18 protein-coding genes are annotated in these 20,587 nt (G+C 45.4%); 2 read left to right on the top strand and 16 right to left on the bottom strand.

The window, feature by feature from the left end; all coding sequences use genetic code 11:
• Positions 1-60: 60 nt before the first annotated feature.
• Positions 61-996, top strand: coding sequence for a pirin family protein (locus EYQ95_RS04210; RefSeq protein ID WP_111913956.1), 936 nt, complete (start codon positions 61-63; stop codon positions 994-996).
• Here EYQ95_RS04210 and lysS read toward each other — a convergent pair whose 3' ends face one another.
• The 6 genes from lysS to EYQ95_RS04240 form a co-directional block, all read right to left on the bottom strand.
• Positions 997-2,508 carry a lysine--tRNA ligase gene (gene lysS / locus EYQ95_RS04215; protein WP_111913955.1) on the bottom strand — a complete coding sequence of 504 codons (1,512 nt, stop codon included), beginning with the start codon at positions 2,506-2,508 and terminating at the stop codon, positions 997-999.
• Positions 2,509-2,556: 48 nt separating this feature from the next.
• A protein-coding gene (gene prfB / locus EYQ95_RS04220; RefSeq protein WP_111913954.1) for a peptide chain release factor 2 occupies positions 2,557-3,655 on the bottom strand; the annotation gives its coding sequence in 2 pieces (ribosomal slippage) (positions 2,557-3,579 and positions 3,581-3,655; 1,098 coding nt in all).
• 101 nt (positions 3,656-3,756) lie between these two features.
• Positions 3,757-5,493 carry a single-stranded-DNA-specific exonuclease RecJ gene (recJ, locus tag EYQ95_RS04225; RefSeq protein ID WP_111913953.1) on the bottom strand — a complete coding sequence of 579 codons (1,737 nt, stop codon included), beginning with the start codon at positions 5,491-5,493 and terminating at the stop codon, positions 3,757-3,759.
• Between the two features lie 23 nt (positions 5,494-5,516).
• Positions 5,517-6,245, bottom strand: coding sequence for a thioredoxin fold domain-containing protein (locus tag EYQ95_RS04230; protein WP_111913952.1), 729 nt, complete (start codon positions 6,243-6,245; stop codon positions 5,517-5,519).
• A gap of 54 nt (positions 6,246-6,299) precedes the next feature.
• On the bottom strand, positions 6,300-7,181 hold the full coding sequence (gene xerD / locus EYQ95_RS04235; protein ID WP_111913951.1) for a site-specific tyrosine recombinase XerD: 882 nt from the start codon (positions 7,179-7,181) through the stop codon (positions 6,300-6,302).
• A gap of 57 nt (positions 7,182-7,238) precedes the next feature.
• Positions 7,239-7,730, bottom strand: a complete 492-nt coding sequence (locus tag EYQ95_RS04240) for a VC2046/SO_2500 family protein (RefSeq protein WP_111913950.1) — start codon at positions 7,728-7,730, stop codon at positions 7,239-7,241.
• A gap of 132 nt (positions 7,731-7,862) precedes the next feature.
• Between EYQ95_RS04240 and EYQ95_RS04245 the strand changes: the two genes are divergently transcribed.
• The gene (locus EYQ95_RS04245; protein ID WP_111913949.1) at positions 7,863-9,509 is read left to right on the top strand and encodes a response regulator; all 1,647 of its coding nucleotides are present in this window, start codon (positions 7,863-7,865) and stop codon (positions 9,507-9,509) included.
• Positions 9,510-9,563: 54 nt separating this feature from the next.
• On the opposite strand, the gene EYQ95_RS04250 is transcribed toward EYQ95_RS04245, so the two are convergent.
• The 10 genes from EYQ95_RS04250 to ispC form a co-directional block, all read right to left on the bottom strand.
• Positions 9,564-10,397 carry a pirin family protein gene (locus EYQ95_RS04250; RefSeq protein ID WP_111914822.1) on the bottom strand — a complete coding sequence of 278 codons (834 nt, stop codon included), beginning with the start codon at positions 10,395-10,397 and terminating at the stop codon, positions 9,564-9,566.
• 4 nt (positions 10,398-10,401) lie between these two features.
• Positions 10,402-11,382, bottom strand: coding sequence for a glutathione S-transferase family protein (locus tag EYQ95_RS04255; protein WP_111913948.1), 981 nt, complete (start codon positions 11,380-11,382; stop codon positions 10,402-10,404).
• Between the two features lie 126 nt (positions 11,383-11,508).
• Positions 11,509-12,669 (bottom strand): lipid-A-disaccharide synthase, encoded by a 1,161-nt coding sequence (gene lpxB / locus EYQ95_RS04260; protein WP_111913947.1) that lies wholly within the window; start codon positions 12,667-12,669, stop codon positions 11,509-11,511.
• Between the two features lie 22 nt (positions 12,670-12,691).
• On the bottom strand, positions 12,692-13,456 hold the full coding sequence (gene lpxA / locus EYQ95_RS04265; RefSeq protein WP_111913946.1) for an acyl-ACP--UDP-N-acetylglucosamine O-acyltransferase: 765 nt from the start codon (positions 13,454-13,456) through the stop codon (positions 12,692-12,694).
• Between the two features lies 1 nt (position 13,457).
• Positions 13,458-13,913, bottom strand: a complete 456-nt coding sequence (gene fabZ / locus EYQ95_RS04270) for a 3-hydroxyacyl-ACP dehydratase FabZ (protein ID WP_111913945.1) — start codon at positions 13,911-13,913, stop codon at positions 13,458-13,460.
• A 19-nt stretch (positions 13,914-13,932) separates the two neighbouring features.
• Positions 13,933-14,952 carry a UDP-3-O-(3-hydroxymyristoyl)glucosamine N-acyltransferase gene (gene lpxD / locus EYQ95_RS04275; RefSeq protein WP_111913944.1) on the bottom strand — a complete coding sequence of 340 codons (1,020 nt, stop codon included), beginning with the start codon at positions 14,950-14,952 and terminating at the stop codon, positions 13,933-13,935.
• A gap of 1 nt (position 14,953) precedes the next feature.
• Complete coding sequence (locus EYQ95_RS04280) at positions 14,954-15,469, bottom strand: OmpH family outer membrane protein (protein WP_126266322.1); 516 nt, start codon at positions 15,467-15,469, stop codon at positions 14,954-14,956.
• Between the two features lie 31 nt (positions 15,470-15,500).
• The gene (gene bamA, locus EYQ95_RS04285) at positions 15,501-17,978 is read right to left on the bottom strand and encodes an outer membrane protein assembly factor BamA (protein ID WP_111913942.1); all 2,478 of its coding nucleotides are present in this window, start codon (positions 17,976-17,978) and stop codon (positions 15,501-15,503) included.
• Between the two features lie 28 nt (positions 17,979-18,006).
• Complete coding sequence (gene rseP, locus EYQ95_RS04290; protein ID WP_111913941.1) at positions 18,007-19,350, bottom strand: sigma E protease regulator RseP; 1,344 nt, start codon at positions 19,348-19,350, stop codon at positions 18,007-18,009.
• 2 nt (positions 19,351-19,352) lie between these two features.
• Complete coding sequence (gene ispC, locus EYQ95_RS04295; RefSeq protein ID WP_111913940.1) at positions 19,353-20,585, bottom strand: 1-deoxy-D-xylulose-5-phosphate reductoisomerase; 1,233 nt, start codon at positions 20,583-20,585, stop codon at positions 19,353-19,355.
• Positions 20,586-20,587: the final 2 nt, after the last annotated feature.

Raw genomic sequence — 20,587 nt, forward strand, 5'->3', positions numbered from 1 at the left:
GAGATTAACATGAAACCAAACCCGACCTTGGTCTGATGACCGTTAAATAAAGGCGATTGCATGTCGAATTCCAATGTTCCAGCGAGTACACAATCATTGTCTTCTAAGTCACAACAACTTACTGATGAAATAGAAGTTTTTCGTATTATTCCACAAAAGCAGCGCAGAACTGTAGGCCCCTTTTGTTTTGTTGACCATTTCGGTCCTACTCCCCCTAGCACTCATTTAACGTTCGACGTAGCACCCCACCCCCATATCGGGTTACAGACTCTTAGCTATTTGTGGCAAGGACAAATTCTTCACTTGGACAGCTTAGGATCCAAGCAGTGGCTGAAGCCCGGACAATGCAATTTAATGACTGCAGGCAAAGGTATTAGCCACGCCGAGGTTATCCCCGAAGAAGATGCAAAAAAAATGGAATTGCATGGGGTTCAACTCTGGCTTGCACTGCCACCGGAGCAAATGAATACAGCACCTGATTTTGTTCATGTAAGCGAACTGCCAAAAGTAGAAGTAGGTTCGTACCAAGGACTTGTTATTTTAGGAGCATTAGAAAAGCTAGAAGTGCCCGTTGAAGTAAAGTCGCCCTGCGTAGCTTTTGACTTAAAAAGCGAAGAGCAGGACGCGAAAGGCACTATTCAACTTGAAACAGAGTTTGAGTACTTGGTGTATGTAGTTGCATCGAAAAACGACAACATTCTTATAAATGGCGTTGCTACAGCAGCCCATAACGGTGTTTATTTAGCTACAAATACAGATAAGTTAGAGATTGCAGGAGCTGGGCATGTGTTAGTGCTGGGAGGTACACCCTATCCTGAAAACTTGCGAATGTTCTGGAACTTCGTTGCCACTAGCAATGAAGATTTGTACGACGCAGCAAATCGCTGGAATGAAGGCGACAGCATTTTCGGTACAGTGAAAGACTATCCTAAATATGGAAAAGGCCCAGAACGTCTGATGAGTCCTGAGCCTCCATTAAGCTTCAAAAAGCCGTAATTACTCTGAGCGCGGGCGCATGTGAGGGAACAACAACACGTCACGAATAGACGGCGAGTCGGTAAACAACATAATTAAGCGGTCGATACCAATACCTTCACCGGCAGTTGGCGGCATACCATGCTCAAGCGCAGTCACGTAGTCTGCGTCATAGAACATGGCTTCTGAGTCGCCTGCTTCTTTCTGTGCAACCTGCTCTTGGAAACGTTCAGCCTGATCTTCGGCGTCGTTAAGCTCTGAGAAACCGTTAGCTATTTCACGGCCGCCCACGAAAAACTCGAAACGATCAGTAACGAATGGGTCTTCATCATTTCTGCGCGCTAGTGGCGAAACTTCTGCCGGGTACGCAGTAATAAATGTAGGCTCCATCAAGCGGTGCTCTGCAGTTTCTTCAAAAATCTCAATTTGAATTTTACCTAAGCCCCAAGACTTTTGTACTTGGATACCTAATTTTTCCGCCAAAGCTTTCGCTTGCTCAATATCGTTCAGCTGTTCAATCGTAACGTCGTCGTTATACTTCAGAATAGCTTCAAGCACTGTTAAACGCGCAAAAGGCTGACCAAAGTGGAATGTTTCACCCTGATATTCAACGTCTGTAGTACCTAGCAATTCATCTGCTAAACCACGGATCATGGCTTCAGTTAAATCCATAAGATCTTGGTAGTCTGCGTAACCCCAGTAGAACTCCAACATAGTGAATTCTGGGTTATGGCGTGTCGACAAGCCTTCATTACGGAAGTTACGGTTAATTTCGAAAACCTTCTCGAAGCCACCCACAACCAAACGCTTAAGGTATAACTCAGGCGCTATACGCAAGTATAAATCCATGTCTAAGGCATTGTGATGAGTTACAAACGGACGCGCACTCGCACCACCAGGAATTACTTGCATCATTGGCGTTTCAACTTCCAAGAATTCTTTTTCGATAAGGAAGCTGCGAATGTAATTAATTGCTTGGCTACGCATTTTAAACGTTTCACGCGACTTCTGGTTCACGATTAAGTCTAAGTAACGCTGGCGGTAACGGGTTTCTTGGTCAGATAGCCCGTGGAACTTATCAGGTAATGGACGCAATGCTTTCGTTAACAAGCGAATGTCGTCAACTTCAATAGTCAGTTCACCCGTACGAGTTTTAAATAGAGTTCCTGAAGCGCCTACAATGTCGCCCAAGTCCCATTTTTTAAAACCGTCGTTATAAATGCCTTCAGGCAAATTATCACGCGCCACATAAAGCTGAATTTGACCGCTCATGTCTTGAATAGTGGCAAAGCTAGCTTTACCCATAATACGACGAAGCATCATGCGACCAGCCACCTGAACGCGAATACCTTCAGCTTTCAAAGGTTCTCCTTCTTTTTCGTCATGCGCGGCATGTAAATCGGCGGCTAAGCTGTCACGGCGAAAGTCATTCGGGAATGCGACACCTTGTTTTCGCAACGCCTTCAGCTTGTCTTTGCGCTCACGCAATTGCTGATTTAAATCTACTTCTGGCTGCTGCGATTGTTCACTCATGTTGTTTCCTCATATTCAACATTAACTTCAAAGTGTCTTAACGTGGGCTTACAAACCCGACTTCAAACTTGCTTCAATAAATGGGTCTAAATCACCGTCTAGAACCGCTTGGGTATTTCTATTCTCTACGCCGGTGCGTAAGTCTTTAATACGCGCGTCGTCGAGCACATAAGAGCGAATTTGACTGCCCCAGCCGATATCCGACTTGGTATCTTCTAGTGCCTGCTTCGCTTCTTCCTGCTTTTTCATTTCCATCTCATAAAGCTTGGCTTTTAGCTGCTTCATGGCTTGGTCTTTGTTCTTGTGCTGCGAACGGTCGTTCTGACACTGCACCACAATTCCCGAAGGCTCGTGCGTGATTCGCACTGCCGAGTCAGTACGGTTAACGTGCTGACCACCCGCACCAGACGCACGATAGGTATCTATGCGCAAATCGGCTGGGTTAATTTCAATTTCAATGTCGTCGTCTATTTCTGGATAAACAAACACCGACGCGAAAGACGTATGCCGACGATTACCAGAGTCGAACGGAGATTTACGCACCAGTCTATGTACACCTGTCTCTGTGCGTAACCAACCGAACGCATATTCGCCCTGTACGCGAACAGTTGCCGACTTCAAGCCCGCTACTTCACCTTCCGACAATTCAATAATTTCTGCTTTCATGCCATGAGCTTCAGCCCAACGTAAATACATACGCAGCAGCATGTTAGTCCAGTCTTGGGCTTCTGTACCACCCGAGCCTGCTTGTAAATCTACGTAGCAATCGCTCACGTCGTTCTGACCAGAGAACATGCGTCTAAACTCAAAGCCCTCTAGCACTTCACGCCATTTGCCAATTTCAGCAACAGCGTCGTCTAACGTATCTTGGTCGTCAGCTTCTATCGCCAACTCAACAAACGCTTCAGAGTCGTCTAAACCTTGTGTTAACTGTTTAAAGCCTTTCACCAGTTCTTCGAGCTGTGAACGCTCTTTACCTAAAGCTTGCGCCTTCTCAGGCTGATTCCAGACTTCTGGATCTTCTAACTCTCGCTCAACTTCTTCTAGCCGTTCTTCTTTGACCGTTAAGTCAAAGATACCCCCTAAGCTGCTCAGAGCGCTGCCTAAGATCAGCAATATCATTCATCACGGCATTTGTTTCTAACATAGTCCAGAGTCCCTTACGATTTCTAACAAGCAACGTTAAGCGATTAAAATGGGGCGCTAGTTTAGCGAATTTGAGGGTAAAACAACAGAGCTAAGAGCCAATTAGGACGGGTTGCACCACAAATATTCGACGACGAGTTGAGGGGTAACCACACCTCTAAACTCATTAGCTTGCAAGCGGTAAGCTAACGTCACTTTTTGGCAGGGTTCAAAACTCCATTTCGCGTCTGCAGCGAAAAAGGCGATTGCTTCCACCTCTTGCCCGCTTCGTGGGTCTTTAAGCCACAGCTTCAGGTGCTTTTCCTTCAGCCAGGCGTGACGCTTTACCTCAAATTGATTGTCAAACACCGGGGCCTCGAACTTTTGTCCCCACGGTCCAACGTTTTCCAATTGATGAATGAAGTCCAATGATATTTCTTCAGGCTGTAACTCTCCATCTGACCAAACCACAGGCGTCAGCATGTCTTCGTCAGCCCACTGCTCTACTACTTGCTCTACGGACTGCTGAAAAGCATCCAACTTACTCGCGTCTAGTGTTAAGCCGGCAGCCATAGCGTGCCCGCCAAATTTTACGATTATATTTGGGTCCAAAGTATGAACGCGCTCCAACACATCACGAATATGTAGTCCTGGAATAGACCGGGCTGAGCCCCTTAATTGATTATTTTCGTCTTTCGCAAACGCAATCACCGGGCGGTGGTACTTTTCTTTAATTCTCCCTGCCACAATACCAATCACACCTTGATGCCAGTTTTCGTGATAGAGCACAATAATGGCAGGAAGATTACCAGACATCGAAACCTGAGCCACCGAACTTTCCGCCTGCTCTCGCATATCTTGCTCAATGGTGCGGCGTTCTCTATTTAACGTATCCAGGCGAAATGCACTTGCTTTGGCTTGTTCATAGTCACCAGCTAACAAACAGTTAATCCCTAAGTTCATGTCGTCAAGTCGCCCAGCGGCATTAATTCGAGGACCAACGGTGAATCCGAGATCTTGTGCAACAAGTTTACTTGGGTCTCTGCCTGCAGCTTCTAGCAGCGTAGAGACTCCCGGCTGACATTGTCCACCGCGAATCCTAGCAACGCCTTGCTGCACGAGAATTCGATTGTTGTAATCAAGTGGAACTACGTCTGAAACCGTACCTACCGCGACTAAATCTAACCACTGAGCAAGGTTTACCGTCGCACCAACGTGGCTTTCATGGTTTTCTCTAAACCAAGTACGCAAAGCCATAAGCACATAAAATGTAACCCCCACGCCTGCAATAGCTTTACTCGCAAACGAACACTCTGGGTGGTTCGGGTTCACAATCGCGTCGGCATCTGGCATTTGTGAGCCGGGTAAATGGTGGTCGGTAACGACTACACGCAAGCCCAGCTCTTTCGCTCTGGCTACGCCCTCGATAGCACTGATTCCATTGTCTACGGTAATTAGGCAGCGGCAGTTTTGTTGATGGGCTATTTCCGACAAAGGTGCAGTTAAACCATAGCCGTCGGTGAATCTATTAGGTACTAGAAAAGAAACATCTTGAGCGCCCATTGCGGTTAGCGCTAAAACAAACAAACTCACGCTAGTTGCACCGTCTGCATCAAAGTCACCGACAATACATATTTTTTCTTGCGCTAAAATGGCTTCGCCAATGATTTGTGCTGCCTTTTCACAGTCTCTTAAGGTATTAAAATGCAGCAGACCCTTTAACCCGTATTCAAGCTCAGAAATATGACTTACGCCTCGGCGAGCAAGAACTTTTCGAAGAGTTAAAGGCAGGCTTTCAGGTAACGAAGAGAAATCTCGTTCCTGCCTGCGCCTTAATGTCATTTCAACTGCATCAGACATCGGTGAAGTGAAACCTTCGCAGATTAGTTACTTGCACGTAAGCTTTGCAGCAAGCGCTGTGGAGGCACAAAGCCAGGCATTAGTTGACCACTAGGTAACACGATTGCTGGAGTTCCGGTCACCCCCATTAGTCTTGCCAAGCGAACATGTTCAGCCATAGAAACGTCACAGGTTTTAGGGCTTGGTACAACACCATTCATCGCGTCAGTCATCGCTTGTTCTGCGTTATCCGAGCACCACACTGAGGTAAGATCGGTTGCTGACTGGGTATTTAAACCGGTTCTTGGAAACGCAAGGTAACGTACTGAAATGCCTAAGTTATTGTAATCGCTCATTTGCTCATGGAACTGTCGGCAATATGGGCATGTGTGGTCGGTAAATACGGTGATCTCATAACGCTCACTTGGAGCTGGGTAATTAAGCGTCAGACCATCTACTTCTTCCAGCAGCTCGCGTCGTACAGACGAAACTGACTGTTCTGTTAAATCGAGTGGTTGGCTTGTAATGTCGAATACTTTTCCTGCAAGCAGTTGCTCACCAGACTCGGAAATATAAAAGATGCCTTGGCTGGTAAACGCTAACCAAAAACCTTCGAGCTCAGGTGCTGGTTCTATGCGTTGTACTTGAAAACCAAGGGTGGCGAAGCTATTTTCAAAACGGCTTTGAAGTTCCTCAGGAATTTCCTCCGCCGACATCACAGGTGTGTTGAAAACATAGAAAGCTGTTATTAATGCACTCAGCCAATACTTCACGTTAAATATCCTTGTTCTTCATATTTGCAATGGGTTTGCATACTACCATGCTTATCAACCTCGTGGGTGATGTTGAGCGTGGATTTGTTTCAATCTTGCTTTCGCCACCTGGGTGTAAATCTGTGTTGTAGCTATATCGGCATGGCCTAACAACATTTGTAAAGCTCTCAAATCAGCGCCATGGTTCAATAAGTGTGTCGCAAAAGCATGGCGTAATTTATGCGGTGAAAGCGGTCTAGTTATTCCCGCAACTTGAGCATGGTGTTTAATACGGTGCCAAAAGGTTTGACGGGTCATTTTCTGCCCCCGAGTAGACAAAAACACCTCGTCACACGACTTCTTTTGCAGTTCAACTCGACCATACTGCAAGTATTGCTGCAACCATGTAATCGCTTCTTCACCCAAAGGCACTAGGCGCTCTTTATTACCCTTACCAATGACTCGAACTACTCCTTGGCGCAAACTCACTTCATTGAGCTTCAGCTCAACCAGTTCAGTCACTCGTAATCCGGTAGCGTATAAAACTTCCAACATAGCGCGGTCACGCACGCCTAACGGGCTATTTGTTTCTGGCGCTTGGATTAGGTCGGTAACATCTTGCTCGGTTAACGTATCAGGAAGTTTTCGAGGCTGTTTGGGTGATTTAATATGAGCACAAGGGTCGTCGGACCGTACTTCTAACTTTTGTAGGTAACCGAAGTATTTTCGGCAGGCACTTAAAAAGCGAGCTTGCGTACGCGCGCTTTGCCCTTGTTGGTATTGCGCTGCTAGGAATCGTTCAATATGTTCAGAAGATGCAGATTCTAACTCTAGGTTATGGTGTTGCAGCAGCCATTTCGCAAACTTCTGTAAATCAGAACGGTAAGCCGACAATGTATGTTGGCTTGCACCTTGAACTAACCATAACTGCTCAATAAATTCTTCTAAATCTGCCACCGCCCTTCTCTTACCTTCTGTCTGCAACACTAAGAAAGCTTTATGGCTTGAACTATATCACATGGTTAGCGAATCGGGAGTTAACTTGTCTTGGGGAATTTTGTTTTGATGTAAGGTATCTAGAATGTCCACAAGATCCTGTGGGTGCTCTTCTTGGGGCTGCCTTTCTTGCGAACGAGCCTCTATCCAATGAGGTGCATTGTCACGAATTCTGGCAGGAACTCGGTCGTGTTCATCTAGCAATACCATAGCTTCAGGGTCCAGCGCATCTAACAATAACCAGTCACGCATCGACTTACTGGCAAACTTGGCAGGTTCTCTTTCGTGATCGCGACGAGAAGCATACATTGGGCGTGAAACACCTATGCTAAAAGGAGGAACCCAGCTATCTTGCTCTTTTTTCGGTTTATCGTCGAACCAGTCAGGTGCGTGCGGGCTTAACGAAGCGAGCAGAAATTTAAACTGCGCCGTATGGTTTTGATGTAGCGACTGAATCAGCTTGCTATCAATGTCTTGCTCACGTTGTATCCAAACTGTCTGTTCAACCATAGGTAATTCCAAATGAATGTGGCACACTCTATATCGGCAAAGGTTTTCGGGTCTTAAGCTCGAAAACGAAATTGGCAGAAATATTTTGTTCACGTATGCTTGAAGCAGCACCACGGGGAATTTAAATAACGAATGAGCAACGAACTCGACCTTTCAAAGAAAAAGATTTTAATTATCGATGACCAGAAAACCTTTCAGGTCATGCTGAAAACTATGTTGCTCAATTTAGGTGCGCTTCAGGTCGTTGCTGTATCTTCTGGTGAAGCGGGCTTAGCGGCACACAAACAGCATCATTTCGACGTTCTTTTAGTCGACTACAATCTTGGCCGCGGAAAAAATGGTCGCCAAGTACTTGAAGAGCTTCGCGTGCTCGAATTACTTCGACCAGACGGTGTGTTTATCCTCGTAAGTGGCGAGAACAATAAACCTATGGTTCTTAGTGCCATCGAGTTACAGCCCGACGACTACCTCATGAAGCCGTTTTCTAATAATGTGCTGCGCTCTCGTTTAACCCGCTCTTTTAGAAAACGCATAGCACTTAGAAAGGTATACCAAGCACTTTACCGACAAAAATATTCAGAGTGCTTACAAGCCTGTAAAGAACACATTGACAGCGGTGGGCGTTACAAAAACTTCTGTTTACAACTCTCCACCGAACTCAATATGAAAACAGGAAAGTTAAACGACGCAGAGAAATCCGTTAAAGCATTACTTTCAGAGCAGAGGTTCTCATGGGGTGTACTTGCTTTAGCCAAAATTAAATACGCGCAGGGGCAATTTGAAGTTGCCATCCCCTTGTTAGACGAAGTTATTAAGAATAACCCTAACGGTGCAGACGCTTACGACCTAAAAGCTCAAGCATTAGACAAACTCGACAAACAAGAAGAAGCCCTAGACCCGGCTAGAAGAGCAGTTACGTTGGCGCCTTTCTCATTAAACCGCCAACTGTATATGGCAGACTTAGCAAGGCGCAATGGAGAGTTCGAGCTGGCGAAGCAAGCCATGTACCATGTTGTTGAAATTTCGAGAAAATCGGTACACCGAGACCCTAAATATTTGTGTACTTACATTCGCAGTATTTTAGATGCAGCAGAAAACGGTGAAGATTCAAAACAAGTCAGTAAATATCAGCAAGAAGCTTCTCTAGCACTTCATCGAGCTAAAACAGATGAACTTTTGGTGTACTCAAAATTTGACTACAAAACTTTAGAGAGTGCGGTTTTTGCACGTATCAACGCTTTTAATGGCCAGTTGCGTGAAGCACAGTCCAATATGAAAGGAATTGTTGCAGGCTTTCTTGAGCAAGGTCATGAGGTTCCACCTGAAATAGCGCCAGACATTATTATCGCCCTACTCGATATTGGTGAGTTTGAGCGCGCTGAGTTACTTGCAGACGGACTTAGCGATGAAGCGATTTACGACAACTACAACAAAAAGTTACTCGAATCACGAATCGAGAAATGCAAAGAGCAACGTAAATCATTTGTGGAAGCGAATAAATTGGGTATTAAAGCCTATACCGAAGGCGATTACAAAGAATCATTAAAACACTTTGAAGTGGCGTTAAAGCAGGCACCAATGAACAGTGGCGCCTCTCTTAACTACGTGCAAGCGGCGATCAAGGTTATGATGGATGATGATCAACACTCGCAATATCTACTCGACGGTTGTAAACGCTGTTTTAGAACGATTGAAGGGTTAACCCTACCTGAAGCCCACCAAAAACGTTTAAAACAAATCAAAACAGATTATCAAGGCGTAACCGGTATCAAGGTATAAAGTACCCAGTTTGATACCGGCTTTTTACTCTCAAGATAGAGGCTTAGGAGCCGATTATTGAGCTAGAGTCCCATTCTGGTAATCGGTAAACGCTTGTCTTAGCTCATTTTCCGTGTTCATAACGAACGGTCCGTATTGCGCTATTGGCTCTCCAATAGGCTGCGCCGCTAGCAATAGAAAGCCTGTTTCACCTTTTGTTTTTAACGTAACCGTCGCCTCATCGTCGAGCTCTACCAACTCCCCGGCACCTACATTTATACCGTCGAGTAATATCCCACCCTCGTAGACATAAAGAAGTCGAGTAGATTGCCCTTGATTAGGCAGTTCAATTTCGCTGTCTGCCTGAGTTCGATAGTCTAAATATAAAAAGGAACGACCTGGAGCTTTCACAGGACCCTCTTCGTTTTCAAAATTCCCCGACAACACGCGAACTAGACCGTTTTCGATCTTCACCTCTGGTACCTTGTCTCCAGGAATGTCGGCATATTCAGGATCGCTCAGTTTTTCACTAGCGGGCAAATTCAACCACAGTTGAAAACCCCACATTAAACCGTTTTCTTGCTTAGGCATCTCCGAATGAATAATGCCTCTTGCAGCTTTCATCCACTGCAAACCGCCCGGGCCAATTTCCCCCGAATTGCCGGTAGAGTCTTCATGAGCCATTTTTCCTGCCAGCATATATGACAAGGTGCAAAAACCGCGATGAGGGTGCGGAGGAAAGCCAGCAATATAATCATTAGGATCATCCGACTTAAATTCATCCAACATTAAAAACGGATCTTTGTGCCGAAATGCAGGTTGATTGATAACACGGCTTAACTTCACACCTGCTCCATCTTGAGCAGGCATACCTTTAACGCGGTGACGAATCACTGAAGATGACTTCATAACTTTAAACTCCGCTAAAACTTTCACGATTGTGAGGTTCCAAAAAGTCAATTTCAGGACCTTTTGGCACAATGCCCGTAGGGTTAATCATGGTATGGCTCGCATAATAGTGGGTTTTGATATGCGCCATATTTACCGTTTCAGCCACACCGTCTACTTGATAAAGCTCGCGTACGTAGTTCCACAAATGAGGATAATCAACAATACGCTTCTTGTTAGTTTTAAAGTGCCCATGATAAACGGGGTCGAACCGCACTAGCGTTGTAAACAAACGCCAGTCAGCCTCTGTAAGGGTTTCCCCAGTTAAATAACGCTGCTTCGCCAATATTGACTCTACTTTGTCTAAAGCTTCAAACAACGCATCAAAAGCCACACCGTAGGCTTCAGGTGTAGTAGCAAAACCTGATTTATAAACACCGTTGTTAATATTGTCATATACCAACTCATTGATGGCATCTATGTCGTTATGTAATACCTCTGGGTAAAAGTCTTCTGTATTACCGGTGATTTCATCAAACGCACTATTGAACATACGAATAATGTCCGCAGACTCGTTGCTTACGATAGTGTTTTGTTGTTTATCCCAAAGCACAGGCACGGTAACGCGACCTGAGTAGTTCGGATCCGCTTTCGTGTAGACCTGATGCATGAAATTAAAATCAAAGAGCGGATCTTTCATTTCACCCGAACCAAATTCCCAACCGTTCTCCAGCATTTTAGGCTCAACCACAGAAACGCTAATATGGTCTTCAAGGTTTTTCAGAACCCTAAAAATAAGCGTACGATGGGCCCACGGACAAGCATAAGAAACGTATAAATGGTAGCGCCCAGACTCAGCTTTAAAACCCGCCTTACCCGTAGGTCCAACAGAGCCATCTGCGGTCACCCAATTTCTAAATTGAGCTTCACTACGAACAAACTTACCGCCAGTTTTCTCGGTATCGTACCATTTGTCTTGCCATTTACCGTCTACTAAAAGTCCCATCGAGTACTCCGCAACTCTTTGATGAATTTAATGATGCTTAAGTTTACCAATCCCAGAGCGCCCGGAATAATCGATTCTTTCGAGCGCTGCATTCGGTATTCTCTTGAAGTTAGAACGTAAAGTAAACTATACGGTAGGCGCAGTTTCGTGGATCAATGCAAGCAGGCGTTTAGCAGCTTGTTTACCTGCTCCACAACGGATTTTTTCATGAAGTGCTGTGTACTGGTCAAGCACGGGAGTCATATCTTCCGTTAAGTGCCGCTTTACTTCGTGAAAAATATTGTCTGGCGTACAGTCGTTTTGCGCTAATTCACGCACTAACGATTTGTCGGCGAGTAAGTTAGGTAAAGAAAAATATTTTAACGTCAGCATGCGACTAAGAATTTGATAGTTCAGCCAGCCGAATTTATAACACACCACCATCGGGCGCTTAAGTAGCATGGCTTCTAACGTTACTGTACCTGAAGCTAGAATACATGAGTTCGCCGCCAACATGACATCCCTACTGTTGCCATCAAACTCATGCAATGGAAGTGCTTTGTCTTGCTCGGATAGTAAACCAGCAATTTGATTTTTCCGTGCATCGTTGGCGTACGCGAGAAGAAATTCTACTTCGGGAAAAGCCTCATAAATTTTATGTGCGGTAGCGAAAAAATCAGGCGTAAGCAAACCTGCTTCGCCGCCCCTACTTCCGGGTAATAATGCGACATAGGTTTTATCTGGCGCAAGCCCGAGCTTCTTCCTAGCCGCTTGGCTATCTGGCTGCAACGGAATATCGTCTGCCAACGGATGCCCCACAAACGTACAGGGAACGTTATAACGGCTATAAAAGTCAGGCTCAAAGGGAAGTATCGCAAATACGTCGTGAGTGGCCTTCTGTACTTTGAAAATACGTTTTGGACGCCATGCCCAAACAGACGGGCTTACATAATGCGCGGTTTTGATACCTTGGGCTTTTAACTTGGTTTCTATGGGCAAATTGAAGTCTGGCGCGTCAATACCTACAAATACGTCCGGCTTTTGCGAGAGCATCGCGGTAACAACCTGCTTTCTTGCCTTTAACAACCCTGGGAGCTGCTTTAAAACATCGACAAGCCCCATCACCGAAAGCGTTTCCATTGGGAATAGGCTGTTTAATCCTTGCTCTTCCATTAAAGGTCCGCCTACGCCGATAAACTCAACGTCTGGCTGCATCGCTTTCAGCGACTTCATTAGATTTGCACCAAGAATATCGCCAGAGCTCTCTCCGGCGACAATACCTACTTTAAGAGGGGATACAGAGCTCATTGAAGACCTATAAAAGCAAAGATTAGCGAATAATTCCGCGTGTGGACTGGCCGATAAAATCAATCATGGGTTGTACTTCATCTACGGCCATTTTCTCCATTGCAGCAACTGCTTCGTCGAGCGTGTAACCGTTCCGGTATAGCAACTTATACGCACGCTTCACGTTCTTGATTTGCTCTGAAGTGAAACCTCTGCGTTTTAACCCTTCGCTGTTAATCGTGCGGGGCACTGCATTGTGTCCCTGCGCCATAATATACGGGGGAATATCTTGTACGACTACGGAGCTTACGGCACAAAATGAGTGCGAACCAATTTTGCAGAATTGATGAACACCGGTAAAACCGCCAAGAATAACGTAGTCGCCCACATGCACATGACCAGCTAGCGTTACCGCATTCGCGAAAATATTCTGGCTACCAATAACACAGTCGTGCGCCACATGTACGTAAGCCATAAATAGGTTGTCGTCACCTATTTTGGTAATACCCTTGTCTTGCACTGTACCACGGTGAATTGTCGTCGACTCGCGAAAAACATTACGGTCACCAATCACCAGTTCAGTAGGCTCGCCAGCATACTTCTTATCTTGGCAGCCTTCTCCCACAGACGAAAATTGGAAAATCTTATTTTCCTTACCCATTCGCGTAGGTCCATTAAGCACTACATGAGGACCTATCCAGCAGTCATCGCCTATTTCAACGTCTGGGCCAACAACTGTATAAGCACCTATAGAGACATTGGCGCCAATTTTGGCACTCGGGTCAATAATCGCTGTTTCGTGAATCAAACTAAACCTTCCTTCTCGCGCACATTAAGTCTGCGCTCGCTGCTAACTGCCCGTCTACTTCAGCTCTGCCTTTAAACTTCCAAATTCCGCGTTTCTCTTTATCAAACTCAACGAAAAGGTCGACGCGATCCCCCGGGATAACCTGGCGCTTAAAGCGCGCATTGTCGATACCCGCAAACAAGTAAATTTCGTTTGACTCGATATCTTCAACCATTTTGAAACCCAGCAACCCTGTTGCCTGCGCCATAGCTTCAAGTAGCAAGACTCCAGGAAATATCGGGTTTCCAGGAAAATGGCCCGTAAACACGGGTTCATTCATGGTTATGTTTTTTATCGCATGTAATGACTCACCAGGTACATAAGAAATAACCCGGTCAACTAAGGCAAAAGGATAACGATGTGGAAGGATTTCGGATATCTCGTTGATATCAAAACCAGGTAGTTGTTCTTTGCTCAAAAGACTCTCCGTCTACAACTTATTTATTGTTTTTTTCTAATGCACGCACTCGAGAAAATAACTCGGGCAATTGCTTAAATCTAACACTAGCTCGAGACCAAACACTATGTTCCATTTCAGGTAACCCTGAAGCCAACACACCCGGCTTTTTAATATCTCGGGTTATCATGGTCATACCGTTGGTTCTTACACCATCACAAATATTGATGTGACCTGCTATACCAGTATAGCCTGCAAATAAGCAGTTTTTACCAATTGTTGTACTTCCGGCAATACCGGTGTGCGCAGCCATTGCAGTATTTGCGCCAATATGAACGTTGTGCGCAATCATACAATGGTTGTCGATAATACATCCGCTTTCAATAACTGTGTTGTCCAGCGCGCCGCGGTCAACAGTCGTATTTGCACCAATTTCGACACGGTCACCAATTTCAACTGAACCAAGCTGTGGTATTTTAACCCAGCTACCTTGATGCGGCGCAAAACCGAACCCGTCCGCGCCAATTACCGCTCCACTATGAAAGGTACAATCGCTACCAATAACCACGCCATAGTAAATCGATACCTGCGGCCATAGCCGACAATTATCTCCTAAACGAGCGTTCTCGCCTATGTAACAGTTAGCACCAATGCTTGTTCCGGCACCGATCACTGCATCATCGGCAATCACCGCATGAGGACCCACTGCGACTCCCTCACCTAATTGAGCTGACTCGGAAACCACTGCTGTTGGATGTATCCCCACAGGAGGTCGTGGAGACAAATCGAAAAATTGCGCCGCTTTCGCGTACGACAAGTATGGGTTATCGCTTAATATAAAATTACGGTCAGGAAACGCTTTAGCTACTTCAGGATGAGCAATGATAGCTCCAGCCTGAGTCGTTTCAAGCTGACTTTGATATTTAGGGTTCGCTAAAAAAGAAACTTGCTGAGGCGTTGCCGCAGCAAGTGTCGCTAAACCATGAACTTCAGTTTCTGCAGCACCGCTCACTTCCGCATCTATTGCAGAAGCGAGGGTAGCTATACTCACAGGCTTCATATTATTCCTGCGTCATACGCTCAATAACACGGTTAGTAATGTCTAAGCTGTCTTTCGCAAACGCAAGGTTACCAGCTTCAATCACCATGTCGTAGTCGCCTGCAACAGCCATGTCGTTGATCACCTGCTGAATTTGACCAAGAACACGGTTACGCTCTTCCGTTCTACGACGGTTAAGCTGCTGTGTAAGTTCTTCACGGCGTTGCTGATACTCTTCATAAGTTGTTTGCAATTCAGCCATTGAGCTTTCTTTCTCTTCATCGCTCATAATAGCTTCATCGCGTTGCATAGTTTCTTGCAAAGTCGTCATGTCTTCTTCCATTTGGCGAAGACGCTCAGCTCTGTCTTGGAATTCACGCTCAATAATAGTGCCGATTTCACGAGACTGTGGAAGCTGCTCGAATACAGCACGAACGTCAACAACCGCAACCTTTAGTGGAGCAGACTGTGCATTTGCAGTAAATGGGCTTAATGCCAAAGCTGCGACAAGCGCTAAAGATAACATTACAGATTTCAAAATTACTTCCTCTATATTTATTAATTAAAACTTAAAAAGTTGTACCAATATTAAATGTAAATTGATCTTCTAACTCGGAATCAAGCGAACGCAAAGGGAAACCTAAGCTAAAGGTTAATGCTCCCATAGGTGAAAGCCACTGTAAACTCGCACCGTATGAAGCTTGATAGTTTCCTGGATCACTGTAATCCCAAAACGGGGTGCCTTCAACGACTTGAAGGTCTTTGTACTCATCGTAATTAAATTCGGTATCCCAAACACTACTTACGTCAATGAACGCACTTGTTCTAATCGTGCCTCGCGTAGACTCTCCAACAAACGGTGTTGGGAAAATCAACTCGATACTTGCATTAAACATCGCGTTACCACCAAGTGCTCTGCGGCGGAGAACATCTAACGTGTCATGCTCTGGACCCAGGGCGATTTGAGTCGGCAAACCGTTCTCGTCTGGTGGCCCTTGAATATAGTTAGTACGACGAATTAAACCTTTAGGTCCAGTTCGGTTTTGTTCAAACCCGCGCAGCGAGTCGCCGCCGCCACCATAGAAGTTTTCCCAGAATGGTAGCGTATATTCAAAGCCATCATCGTCACCGTAGCCATTACCGTAACCAAAACTCATTCGTGTCAAACCTACCCAGTTGTGGTCGTCATCGAATGGTTGGTAATAACGGAAGTTATACTCGGCTCTGAAGTACTGCAAGTCACTGTTCGGCGAAGTTACCTTCAAGCTCAAAGAATTCTCTGTACCGTCGGTTGGAAACACACCACGGTTCAAGGTAATTCTTGACCAGCTAGCTGTCGCATAAAACGAGTCGAACTCTAAACGAGCATCGCTTGAAGATTGCTCCGCATAACGTTCATAAAAGTCTCGCGTTTGCTCGTACGGGTCAAACTGAGTAATACCTGTTTTCGCATAACCAAAACCGAAGTTTAGACGGTTATATTCGTTCACAGGGAATCCCATGTTCAAACCAACACCGTAAGACGTTTGGTTATATTGCTGCAGGTTAGCCTGCCCTGCGTCAAAGTCGTTGTAATAAATACTACCGCCTAAACTTACACCGTCGTCGGTGAAGTAATTGTCGCGATAATTTAAACGTAACGACTTCGAGTAACGGTTGGTGTCAACCTGGAAACCAACACTGTTACCTGAACCTAAAAAGTTTTCCTGAGAAACAGCAACGTTAAAACTTAAACCAGCATAATCGCCATAACCCATACCTGCCTGGAATGTTCCAGAAGGTTGCTCTTTCACATTGTATAAAACATCAACTAAATCAGGTTCACCAGGCACCGGTACGGTTTCAAATTCAACCGTTTCAAAATAACCAAGTCGCTCTAAACGAACCTTACCTTGCTCTACCAACTGGTCCGATAGCCATGCGCCTTCAATTTGACGCATTTCACGACGAAGTACTTCGTCTGCAGTCGCATCGTTACCCTCGAAATTAATACGGCGCACATATACACGTTGGCCAGGATCAACCATCATGGTTAATTTTACGGTATTTGTTTCTTGGTCGAGCGTCGGCATAGTATTCACTTCGGTACGCGCGTAGCCCATACGACCAAAGTAACGCTTAATCGCTTCTTCTAAGTTAGTAACTTCTGCCTGACTGTATTGCTTGTTGTCAATCAGCGCACCTAGGCGATCTAGCCATTCACGATGACGCTGAATATCACCAATGATTTCCACACCGTCGACATTAAACTGTTCACCCTCAGACAAATTCAACGTTACATAGATACTTTCAAGCTCTGGTGTAATGTCTACTTGCACAGAGTCCATCGAGAATTGTAAGTAACCATTGTTAAGATAAAATGACTCTATGTTCTCTAAGTCACCTACCAACTGTTCTTGCTGGTAATTACGCTTGGTAAAAATACGCCAAAATGGAACTTCGTCTCGTAATTCCATTTGCGACAGCAACTGTTCACGGCTGAACACGTTATTGCCGATCACGTTAATTTGTTCAATTTCAGCTGCAGCGCCCTCTTCGAACTCAAATCGAAGATCAACACGGTTACGCGGTCGGTTAATCACTCGAACGTCTACCTGGGCGGTGTATTTACCTACACTGTGATAGAACTCTTCGATACTGCGCGCAATGCCTGAAATCACTGTTCGGTCTAACGACTCACCTTCCGCAATACCTGAAGTACGCAAACTGTCCAATAATTGGTCGTCTTTAAGGTCTTTATTGCCCTCTAACTCAACCGCATTAATCACTGGACGTTCTTGTACAGTAATGACCAAGCTGTTACCGACACGCTCAACCTGAATATCGTCGAAGTGAGTTGAGGCATAAAGCTCGCGAATCGTTTCACGAATACTTATTTCGTCTACTTCTTCACCTGGGCGAACAGGTACGTAAGTTAGGGCGGCACCCAAAGCTACACGCTGCAAACCGCGAACTTGAATATCCTCAAGTAAAAATGTTTCAGCAACCGCGGCAGAAGAACTTGCCCCTACTAATGCTGCACCAACAAGCCAATGTTTCAATGTCATGAAATTACGTCTTTTTTGTTTATAAGTTTTATGGCAATAAACGGTTAATATCGTTAAACACCGCAACCATTGTAAGTAATGCTAATAATACGAGTCCAATTCTAAATCCATATTCTTGAACACGCTCCGAAACCGGCTTTCCTTGAATACCTTCCACGATGTAAAACAATAAATGTCCACCGTCGAGCATCGGTATCGGTAATAAATTCAATATTCCCAAACTCACGCTAATCAAGGCTAAGAAACTTAAGAAATAAACTAAGCCATAACTTGCGTGTGTACCTGCGCCTTGGGCAATACCAATAGGACCGCTAATGTTGTTCAGCCCTACGTCTCCTAGCACAAGCTTCTTCACCATGGACAACGACAATCCCATAAGCTGCCATGTCCGTTCTACGCCCCCTACCAGAGCCTCAATAGGCCCTGCTTTCATTACGAAGCGATATTCTTCCGGATAAGGTTCACTTTGTGGCGCTACACCCAAGTAACCATTTCCATCTCTATTCGCCAGTTGCACCGACAGTTCTTGGCTGTTTCCACCTCGTTCAATGCCAATATCGATGACTTGATCCGGGTGTTGTGCAATGAAGCTTGTTATTTGTCCCCATTCTTGGACAGGAGTTCCGTTAAGGGCGACAATTTTATCACCCACTTCAAGTCCTGCAATCTGAGCAGGCGCGTTTTCCTCTATCCAAAGCAACGTTGTTGTCACTTTAGGGCTAAATAGGTCAATCCCTAATGCACTCAACGTTGTTTCTGTTTCTGGATCTACTGACCATTGAGTCAGGTTTAACCGATGCTCTGAAATTTCCCCATTTTCTTGCTGAGTCTCTATAGTGGTTGCATCGTCACCCATTCGGGCCACTAACCGAAGGTTTACATCTTGCCAGTCCTCTACTGCATGGCCGTCAACACGAATAATTTCGCTATTCGGTGCAATACCCGCTTGTTGCGCAATACTGCCATCAGCCACTTCACCCACAATTGGTTTTGCCGCTGGCATACCTATCATCAGCATGACCCACAAAACCGCAATGGAAAAAATAAAATTAGCAATAGGACCAGCAGCAACAATAGCACTGCGCTGCCACAGAGGTTTATTTCGGAAACTTTGGTGAAGTTCATTTTGCTCGGTTGGGTGCACTTCGTGATCCAGCATTTTCACGTAGCCGCCCAGAGGTATCGCGGCTACTTGGTATTGTGTTTGGTCTTTGCCTTTCCAGCTCAATAACGGCTTACCAAAACCAATTGAAAAGGTAAGAATTTTCACCCCGCAACGGCGAGCAACCCAGAAATGGCCAAATTCGTGAAAAGTCACCACCAAACCTAATGCAACAACGAAAGCACCAATTGACCAAATAAACTGTTCCACCGTTAACCCCAATTCGCCTGAATATATTTCTTGGCAGCAATTCTCGCTGTCTCATCACAGCTCACAATGCCAGCTATATCATCGACCGTTGTTGCCAACTGATGTTCCACCACAGAATCACAAATTTCACTAATTGCTGTAAAGGGAATTTGCCGTTCCAAGAACGCTGCAACAGCGACTTCATTCGCAGCATTTAACGTAGTTGTGGCCACTTGCCCTGCCCAACATGCGTCAATCGCAATTTTTAAGCTTGGGTAACGCTCATAATCGACTTCACTGAAGGTAAGCGCTGCAACCTTGGTAAAGTCCAACCGTTCAACACCGCTCTCGATACGCTCTGGATACGCTAAGGTATGCGCAATAGGCGTACGCATATCAGGCATGCCCATTTGAGCGATGACAGAGGCGTCAGCATATTGCACCATAGAATGAATAACACTTTGCGGGTGAAGAAGTACGTCTATCTGTTCGCGATTGCAGTTAAACAACCAGCGAGCTTCAATGTACTCCAAACCTTTGTTCAGCATCGTGGCGGAATCGACCGAAATCTTTCGGCCCATAGACCAATTCGGATGAGCACACGCCGCTTCAGGTGTTTGCTCTTTTAATAGCTCGAGTGGAAGTTCTCTAAAGGGACCACCAGAGCCTGTTAGTAGTATTTTCTCTACACCATAATGGCTCAACTTCGCCTTACCGGAAGCACGTTGTACTTGCTCTGGAAGCGCTTGGAATATGGCGTTATGTTCACTATCAACAGGTAACACCATAGCGCCCGAATCTGCTGCGGCCGACATGAAGAATTGACCACTCATCACCAACGCTTCTTTATTAGCGAGAAGAACGCGTTTACCCGCTTTTACCGCAGCTAATGTTGGCTGCAAACCAGCTGCGCCGACAATCGCAGCCATTACGGTGTCTACCTCTTGCGCAACCGCAACAGCGTCTAAATCTTCAACTTGGTCTAGAACTTGTGTTTTTGAACCCACCTCATTCAACACCGAGCGAAGCTGGCTAGCGGCAAAAGCGTCAGTTAGCACTACATATTCGGGCTTAACCTGATCACACAGCTCTAGCATTTTTTGCCAATTCTGATGCGCTGTTAAGGCAAACACTCGATAACTTTCTGGATGTCGCACAATAACGTCTATGGTGTTTAAACCAATAGACCCTGTGGCTCCAAGAATGGTTATCATCTGTTGGCCCTGATGCAGCTCATCATACTTCGGCGAGTTCATAA

The sequence above is a fragment of the Lysobacter sp. N42 genome (assembly GCF_004344885.1).

Excerpts from the sequence above, each read along its gene's own strand:
- ispC (WP_111913940.1), bottom strand. The coding sequence starts at position 20,585 with ATGAACTCGCCGAAGTATGATGAGCTGCATCAGGGCCAACAGATGATA.
- recJ (WP_111913953.1), bottom strand. The coding sequence starts at position 5,493 with ATGTCTGATGCAGTTGAAATGACATTAAGGCGCAGGCAGGAACGAGAT.
- EYQ95_RS04240 (WP_111913950.1), bottom strand. The coding sequence starts at position 7,730 with ATGGTTGAACAGACAGTTTGGATACAACGTGAGCAAGACATTGATAGC.
- EYQ95_RS04210 (WP_111913956.1), top strand. The coding sequence starts at position 61 with ATGTCGAATTCCAATGTTCCAGCGAGTACACAATCATTGTCTTCTAAG.
- lysS (WP_111913955.1), bottom strand. The coding sequence starts at position 2,508 with ATGAGTGAACAATCGCAGCAGCCAGAAGTAGATTTAAATCAGCAATTG.
- bamA (WP_111913942.1), bottom strand. The coding sequence starts at position 17,978 with ATGACATTGAAACATTGGCTTGTTGGTGCAGCATTAGTAGGGGCAAGT.
- EYQ95_RS04250 (WP_111914822.1), bottom strand. The coding sequence starts at position 10,397 with ATGAAGTCATCTTCAGTGATTCGTCACCGCGTTAAAGGTATGCCTGCT.
- lpxD (WP_111913944.1), bottom strand. The coding sequence starts at position 14,952 with ATGAAGCCTGTGAGTATAGCTACCCTCGCTTCTGCAATAGATGCGGAA.
- lpxB (WP_111913947.1), bottom strand. The coding sequence starts at position 12,669 with ATGAGCTCTGTATCCCCTCTTAAAGTAGGTATTGTCGCCGGAGAGAGC.
- EYQ95_RS04255 (WP_111913948.1), bottom strand. The coding sequence starts at position 11,382 with ATGGGACTTTTAGTAGACGGTAAATGGCAAGACAAATGGTACGATACC.
- EYQ95_RS04245 (WP_111913949.1), top strand. The coding sequence starts at position 7,863 with ATGAGCAACGAACTCGACCTTTCAAAGAAAAAGATTTTAATTATCGAT.